Here is a 7,032-nt window from a genome sequence, read left to right on the forward strand (position 1 = left end):
GTCGGCCGAGTCTCCCAGTGACTTGATCCATTCGACGATGAGGGCCAGGACGAGTCCGGCTCGGTAGGTGATCGCTAGCTTGTCTAGCAGGTGGCCAGTGCTTGGCTGTGCTGGAGGCATGTTCGACGACGTTGCGCTGTTTATAGATCTCGGTGTCGAAGCTGGGTGCCCGGCTACCGGCGCGGGCCTTGCGTTTGGGATTGGCAACCCGATCGCGGCGTTCAGGGATTGCGGTATGGATGCGTTTGCGCCGCAAACAGAGTTCGATTCGACGCTGCGGAATGGGCGTGGTCCGGGACTGCGTCGAGCAGCTGCGGCAGCAACGGTGAGTCGTTGGCCTGTCAGGGTGCGAGCAGCACTGCCAGGCCGTGACCATGCCCATCTGCGGCCAGATGAACTTTGGTCGTCAGCCCGCCGCGGGAGCGCCCGATCGCGTGATCGGTGGGTTCATAGCCCGGTCACCGAGTCGTCGCACGCCGATGTGCTAGCACAATGGTCGAATCGACCGACATCACCCAGTCCAAGTTGCCGGTGGAATCGGCCAAGGCGACCAGGGCGGTGAGCGCCCTGCCCAGGTGTCGTCGGCGGCATAGCGGCGGCACCGCTTCCACACCGTCTGCCAGGGTCCGAAGACTTCTGGTAGGTCCCGCCACGGCAGGCTGGTCCGAAGCCGATGCAGCATCCCCTCCACCATCAGGCGATTATTGGTGAAGTAACGACCCACGTGGCCCTTGGATTTCGGTAGCAGCAGCTTGGGCAGCCCCCACTGCTTGTCCGTCAGAACTTGATACCGATCATCTGCCAGCGTCGCCACGGCGACCATGATGCACAATCAGGCTGTCGCACAGGACTGATCGATGGATGCCATGGGAGGCGCGATCAATGGAAGTCGACCCACTTGGCCGTCTTATGCACCCAAACGATGTGAAATAATCCACGGCCTTCGGTATGCATGCGAGCTCCAGTTCCTTGCCGCTGGCATTGCGTGAGGCGTCGGATCTGTGGAACTCTGTTCCCGAAACGCGCGATGCCTGTATGAGATCATATACGATATCGGTCATCGGTCGCGAACGATTGAACGTGATTGAGTGCTGGGTCTTGCGCCACCGGGGCCGTATGCGTGGCAACTCGCACACGCTAAATACCGCCACCCTTGTCGAGGCCGGTACATCGATATGCTTCAACATTGCCAGCGCCTCCTCGGTAGACTGAACTCCTCATCGCGGACATAACTCATGCTCACCTGGCAGCCGAATGTCCACGACACGATCTATGCACCCGACTGTGAACATCGGCACATGGGCTTCGTTGCCGCCGCTGGCGGTGGCAACAAGTGGCCAAATATTCGCAATGGTGCCACCCGATCGACCATCATTGCTACCATGATTACTGCTCGCATACTCGGGGCTACGCATCCGGCCGCTACTGAAGGCATTGGCGGTGCTCCGGGCGACCCTGCGGGATGAGTTCGACTGGAGATGTCGGGGACCCGTAGATCTGAAGTATGGTTGACGGTCGGCAGTCGGAGATGAAATGGTCTGGCCCGAAAACTAATCCGTCAACACATGCATCTTGCGCTTCCATGCAAATCTTAATAGATGGGCGCCGCTCACTATTTCGCGAAGCGAATAGACGGACCGGCCGAGGGGTTCCCGCATGGGTATAAAGATTCCACACGAGGTGGCTCTCTTTCTGAACTTCCTCGGCGTTCCATACCCGGACGTCGATGAAGATCAGGTGCGCGAGCTTGGGCGGCAGGTTCAGGACTTCGCTACAAACGTGGCGACTACGTATGAGTCGGCAACCGGCGCGATCAGGGATATGAGCTCGGTGTATTCGGGTGATTCATATGAGGAGCTGGTTGCCTCCTGGGCGCGTATGAGTGCCACTCATATGCGCGATCTCGATCAGGCGTGCCGGTTTGTGGGGAAGGCGCTGGAATACGCTGCCGAAGTGATCGCAGTGGTTAAGGTTGCAGTACTGGGTGAACTGGCCGCTTTGGCCGCCAGCTACGCCAGTCTGATGGCAGCCACGGCGGCGACGCTCGGTGGATCGGCGGCTCTTACAATGGCGTACCGCGCCGCTGCGAGCCGACTGCTGACTGCGATGGAGCAGATGCTCATGGGATATGTCGCGTCCGAAGTGATCGGTAGGGCGATCGAGCCCTTCGAGGCCACAGTAGAGCGCATGATCAACCATGTCGTATACGGGACAGCGGCCAGTATACTCAAGGTCCCGCCCTCTGGCTCGTCCCCGCGGCCGCTGTACATCGAGCCCGACGAGGTGCTGCGGTACGCCGACCTACTCGACAAGTACGCTGACGAGATCGTTGAGCACTCTGCGAAGTTCGCGGACAACGTCGCCGCGTTGGATTTCGTTACTGCTGGCCCCCTCGGCGAACCGTCTGTTACGAATCTGCGCAGACCGACGGTTCCGCATACTGCTTCGCTACAGCCTCCGATTGGCGAGAATGTGCGAGTGATGCGGCCTTCGCAAGAGCTGATCGAGCCACGCTCGCTAAACGCCATGCCAGCCGCCACGGCGGTTGGGAAGGACGGAGCAGTCACGAGAGTTCCTGCGGCTGCAAGCGAGGAAGCGGCGGTGGGTACCAAACTCCATGAGAGTTCAGGCAATCGCCTGGCTACGCCGGAACCAAAACGTTCTGTTGCAAGCGGAATCGGCGACAGAGCAGCCCCGTTGAATCCTCGGGCAGTGCCAACGGGGGCAGAACCTGCTCCCACGGCGGAAGCAGCAGTTCCGCCGACAGGCCGCGACGGTACTGCTCTGCCATTGGCCGAAACGACCTCGGAGCCAGTGGTGACCAGCAGGCTGGCCGCCGCGCCAGCTGATTCAACGATACGTTCCGCAGATGTCGCGCCACATATTGATTCGGTTCAGAATCCACAAGTAACGGATAAGCCCGGATCTTTCGAAACTCGCGGAGCGGCCCCGATTTCCACGACCCTGCCGGCTAGTGTGACCGGCGGGACTGAAGCCCGCGGACGGACGTCTCCCAATAATGCCACTTCACCTTGGGGACGCCTCAAGGATACCGGCAACTCGGCCGGACTACCGGCGAAAGCGTCGCTGCGCCGCGCCGCTAGGCGGAGCGCAAATCGTCCAAACACAGAGTCCGAGTTCGTAACTATGAGGACTCCCTGGTCGAAGACAGCCGAGACCGGTCCGGCCAAGCCAAGTCGGCCCACCGTATCCGCGCCGGACAAGGCCGTCCCGGGTCGGTCGGCGGTGTTCGCGCCGGACGACGCGACATCGGGACGACCGACAAGCACACCGCACGATGACCGTGTCGAGTTGCGTAGCGTGACCGCAGACCCGCTCCCACGCCGGCGTGAGATGCAGCCTCCAGAAGCGCTTCCGGAAGAGCGTTCATCATGATGCGCACGCATGCGAATTGGGTCTGCCCAAACGGGCCCGCCCGGAGCCTTTCGTCATCACGGAAACGCGGTCGGCGTCAGGATGCCCTTTAGGCTTGACCAGCGTTCGCGTTATCGCTCGCTGGCGAACACCAGGAGTCGAAGTCAAATAGGATGTTCGATGAACCTCCACGTGTTGAGGCTGACGGTCAACCGGTTGTGGCGCGAATCCAGGAGAAATGGTGGCATCGTGGCTGGCTATGCCATATCAAAAGTTGACGAGCGTTTAACGAAGTCTCGGCAGATTTGCGCCTCGCACTCGTGGTGTAGCCCGCCGGTCTGTGGTCTGGGTCGTCGATTAGATATCTCGGTGGCCGGGCCGATGAGTCGTTTCTGTCGACCATCACCATAGAGTTCTTCGACCCGCGCTTCATATTGGGTACCTCGGCGGTGGGCCCGTCGATAAGCGCATGTTCTGGTTCACGGGGCGCAGGTGCGTGGAGCCTTAGGGTTCCGGCAGATTGCTCGTAGCGGTCAGGACAAGCTGGCGGAGGAGAGGTGTCCTGCCGAGTCGTTGGGTGCTGTCCCGAGACACAGTTCTATTGCGTGCGCAGTCGTGTCGTGAGTGCGCTACACAGCGGTATTGCCGAAACATTGCAGGTCGGCGTTCGGGAAGGCTCGGCATACTGCGATGACAGGAAGTTGCCACTGGCGTGTGGCCGGGCGGTCCGTCCTGAAGGCTTGTGCACACAGTCCCCTAGTCCCCCTCCTTTTCTCCATAGGAGGGGGACTAGGGGACTGCGGTATTAGCCGTCGGTCGATAGCGTCGGAATAGCGTCGGCAGCTGTACAAGCTGCAATGTCCGGGCGGGGCTGGGTCTAGTGCGAAAGAATCGAGGAAATGTGACGTCGAATGCCGTGAGGACATGTCGGTGGGTAAGTTGACGCAATATTGAGTGATGCCTCCTGTACGACTGTTCTTTCACGTGCTGCATACGTACCGTTTCGTGCTGAAGTCGGTTTCGATTCAGCGGTGGAGTTGGCGACCGAGTTCCTCGGGCAGGTGGGTGCCGCCGCCGATGCGATTGTTGTCGTTGCGCAGAAGGGAACCCTCGGCTACTCCGGTGTTCTGGAACGGTACGCCGACAACAGGACGGTCCTGAGTCCCCAGAACGAGCATGAAGTACGGATCGGGTATGGCCACCCGGCGTTGGTGTACGCCCCAGGGTTGAAGCAACTCGAGCTGGCGACGAGGTACGTCCAGGATCGCCCGATCGCGGTTGTCGAGGATCCATCCTTTCGCTGTGTCCGCTGGGCAGAGGAGATCGGCGCCTTCGACTTGGTCGAGCTGAAGATCCACTCCAGCGCGCGATCGGCGGAGCATCAGCGGATCCTGGAGCGGATCGACCGGCTGGGCAGCGACGGTTGGCGCGACGCGCCCGGGAAGCGGGAGTTGCGTCTGTGTCTCCATGATTTGTTGCGGCTAGGCGTATTGGACAAGGACGAGATCATCGCCTATCGGCTCGTTCACGGGAAACGCGCGTTATATGAGTCTCTGACGCATCTCGGTGATGAGATCGACAGAGTCCAGAACCGATAGACCGTGGAGGCTCCCCCGCGTCCTTGGAGGGCTCTGAGCGCGTGGTCCTATTGGGCCAGGAGTCCTGCGTGCCAGCACCGAAGACCTCCGATGGTTCTAAAAGCGGCGGTGGGTGATGGAGATCGTCTTGCCGGTGAGGTCGGCCAGGTCTTTGAAGCTGGTGATGACGGCGTAGTCAGGATGCTGGCTGGAATGCTTTGACGGCGGCCCGTTCGAGGTCGGCGGCGCCAGCGCAGGCGGTGTCGAGGGTAGCCAATAGCGCATGGGTTTGGCAGCCCATCGCCTTCTCGATGAGTTCCGACTGTCGCAGCTGGGGTTCCGCAACCCGTCGAGGATTTCGGTGGCGAACCGCGTCGAGGCCGCGCTGGCGGCCTGCTCCGCGTAGCGCGGCCATGATGCGGGCCTTGGTGAACTTGGCGATGTGGGCAGGGGTGGGAGCGATTGCCAGGACGGCGCGCGCTTCGGGTTTGGCGAGGTTGGTGGCAGATTTGCCAGCGAAGACATCCAGGAAGGTAGGGCAGTACTCGCGCAGCAAAGATCTGAGCTCGTTGCTGGCCTTGGTGCGTTGTCGGCCCGCGTCCGTTTGGGCGGCGGGCGAGCAGCGCGATGGCTTGGGCGCGTTCGCTGTCGGCTGGCAGCCGGCGATGCATGTGCGCGTCGACGCGCAAGATGTTGCCTAGAGTCATCGCGTCGGAATGATCGGACTTGGCACGGGCCATGGAGTGGCGTTGGTGGTGGCGGGCCACCGCCATCGGGTTGATCGCGAACACCGGCTGGCGCGACGCGCGCAGCGCGGCGACCATCATGTCGCCTGGCTGGAATTGGCGGCCGCCGACTATCCGGACGCTTCGCTGATGTCGTCGGCGCTGAGGCCGCGATGACCGCCTGGCGGCGGCATCGGCTGCGCGGCAAGAAGTCGAGCCCCGCCACCATCAACCGGGGCTTGGCCGCGGTCACCCTGCTCTACAGGCGTGGCCCGCAACTGCGGATCTCCGTCAAACGCGCCCGGGTGCCCCGCCCCGGCGAACCAGACGCGCTCTCGCCCGCCGAGCAAGGCAAGGTCGAAACACGCCTCGCTGCGCCGCGGCGTACGCGACGCCGCGATCACCGCCGTCCTGCTTTACGCCGGCGCCCGCGTGGAGGAATGCCAACGGCTCGACCTCGACGACATCGCGATCACCAGTACCGGGCGAATCACCCTGCGCGGGGCATGGGCGACGAAGTACACGACGTCACTCTGCCCGCCGTCGCACGCGACCGGCTCTCGGCGTGCATCGAGATCCGCGGCGACCGGCCTGGACCACCGTGGACCGGGCAACGGGGACGCCTGACGATCTCCGGTATCACCCAGGTCGTCCTCGCAGTCGGCGCCGATGCCGGGATCGAAGCGCGCCGTGAATTCTGCGTCAATCGCTCCGAACTCGATTGCGGCAGCGAGGTCGGCGAAGACTCTGCAGTGCTGACGCAAGCACCGTTCAATCGATAGTGAAACGGCCCCGGTATCAACCGCCGATGCGGTCGCAACTGGGACGCTCCGCAAGGAACGCCAGCTGCTAGTGCCGCGTCAGGCAACTTTGGGTAGGTAATCGGGTCGTCGTATCTTGGATCCGACCGCGAAGTCGCGGACGGGTCCGGCGTGCTGGTTGCGCCAGGGGACGTAGGTGCCGATCGCGTCGTCCTGTTCGTCGTGGCTGCGGTGGTCGGTGCCGTTGAGCGCGAAGTACCGCAAGGCGGCGAACTCGCACTCGATGCGGTTCAGCCACGACGAGTAGGTGGGCAGGAACACCAGCTCCACGGCGTTGCCCGCGCACCACGCGCGGACCTCGGCCCGTTTGTGGACCGAGTAGTTGTCGCAGATCAGATACAGTTTCTGGCTCTGCCATCGGCCCCGCAAGGATTTCAGGAAGGCCAGGAACTCGGTCCATCGTTTCCGGTCCCGGATCCGGTAGTACAGCTGCCCGGTGCGCAGGTCCAGCGCGCCGAACATATGCCGGACACCCTGGGTGCGGCGGTAGGTTGCCCACAGCGTCGGCGCTCACGGAAATCCCCAGGTTGAGAC

General features: G+C 62.4%; 6 protein-coding genes and 1 pseudogene. 3 read left to right on the forward strand and 4 right to left on the reverse strand.

Features of this window, described 5'->3' with window-relative positions; all coding sequences use genetic code 11:
* Window positions 1-511 precede the first annotated feature (511 nt).
* Window positions 512-814 (reverse strand): transposase, encoded by a 303-nt coding sequence (locus ACL03I_RS38880; protein WP_412808580.1) that lies wholly within the window; start codon window positions 812-814, stop codon window positions 512-514.
* An 842-nt stretch (window positions 815-1,656) separates the two neighbouring features.
* Here ACL03I_RS38880 and ACL03I_RS38885 point away from each other — a divergent pair.
* Both ACL03I_RS38885 and ACL03I_RS38890 read left to right on the forward strand, forming a co-directional pair.
* A complete protein-coding gene (locus ACL03I_RS38885; RefSeq protein ID WP_412808581.1) occupies window positions 1,657-3,396 on the forward strand; it encodes a WXG100-like domain-containing protein in 1,740 nt (579 codons plus the stop codon).
* A gap of 1,010 nt (window positions 3,397-4,406) precedes the next feature.
* Window positions 4,407-4,973 carry a hypothetical protein gene (locus ACL03I_RS38890; protein WP_412808582.1) on the forward strand — a complete coding sequence of 189 codons (567 nt, stop codon included), beginning with the start codon at window positions 4,407-4,409 and terminating at the stop codon, window positions 4,971-4,973.
* A 175-nt stretch (window positions 4,974-5,148) separates the two neighbouring features.
* Here the strand turns inward: ACL03I_RS38890 and ACL03I_RS38895 are convergent, their stop codons facing one another.
* Together ACL03I_RS38895 and ACL03I_RS38900 are read right to left on the reverse strand one after the other, a co-directional pair.
* Complete coding sequence (locus ACL03I_RS38895) at window positions 5,149-5,508, reverse strand: hypothetical protein (protein WP_412808585.1); 360 nt, start codon at window positions 5,506-5,508, stop codon at window positions 5,149-5,151.
* Window positions 5,509-5,620: 112 nt separating this feature from the next.
* A pseudogene (locus ACL03I_RS38900) lies at window positions 5,621-5,779 on the reverse strand (IS110 family transposase); the annotation flags it as partial.
* Window positions 5,780-6,183: 404 nt separating this feature from the next.
* On the opposite strand from ACL03I_RS38900, the gene ACL03I_RS38905 reads away from it, so the two are divergent.
* Window positions 6,184-6,459: a hypothetical protein gene (locus tag ACL03I_RS38905; protein WP_412808583.1), complete on the forward strand. Its 276-nt coding sequence runs from the start codon at window positions 6,184-6,186 to the stop codon at window positions 6,457-6,459.
* Between the two features lie 78 nt (window positions 6,460-6,537).
* On the opposite strand, the gene ACL03I_RS38910 is transcribed toward ACL03I_RS38905, so the two are convergent.
* On the reverse strand, window positions 6,538-6,960 hold the full coding sequence (locus ACL03I_RS38910) for a transposase (RefSeq protein WP_412808584.1): 423 nt from the start codon (window positions 6,958-6,960) through the stop codon (window positions 6,538-6,540).
* Window positions 6,961-7,032: the final 72 nt, after the last annotated feature.

The organism is Nocardia sichangensis, assembly GCF_047200615.1.
GTDB classification, from domain to species: Bacteria; Actinomycetota; Actinomycetes; order Mycobacteriales; family Mycobacteriaceae; genus Nocardia; species Nocardia sichangensis.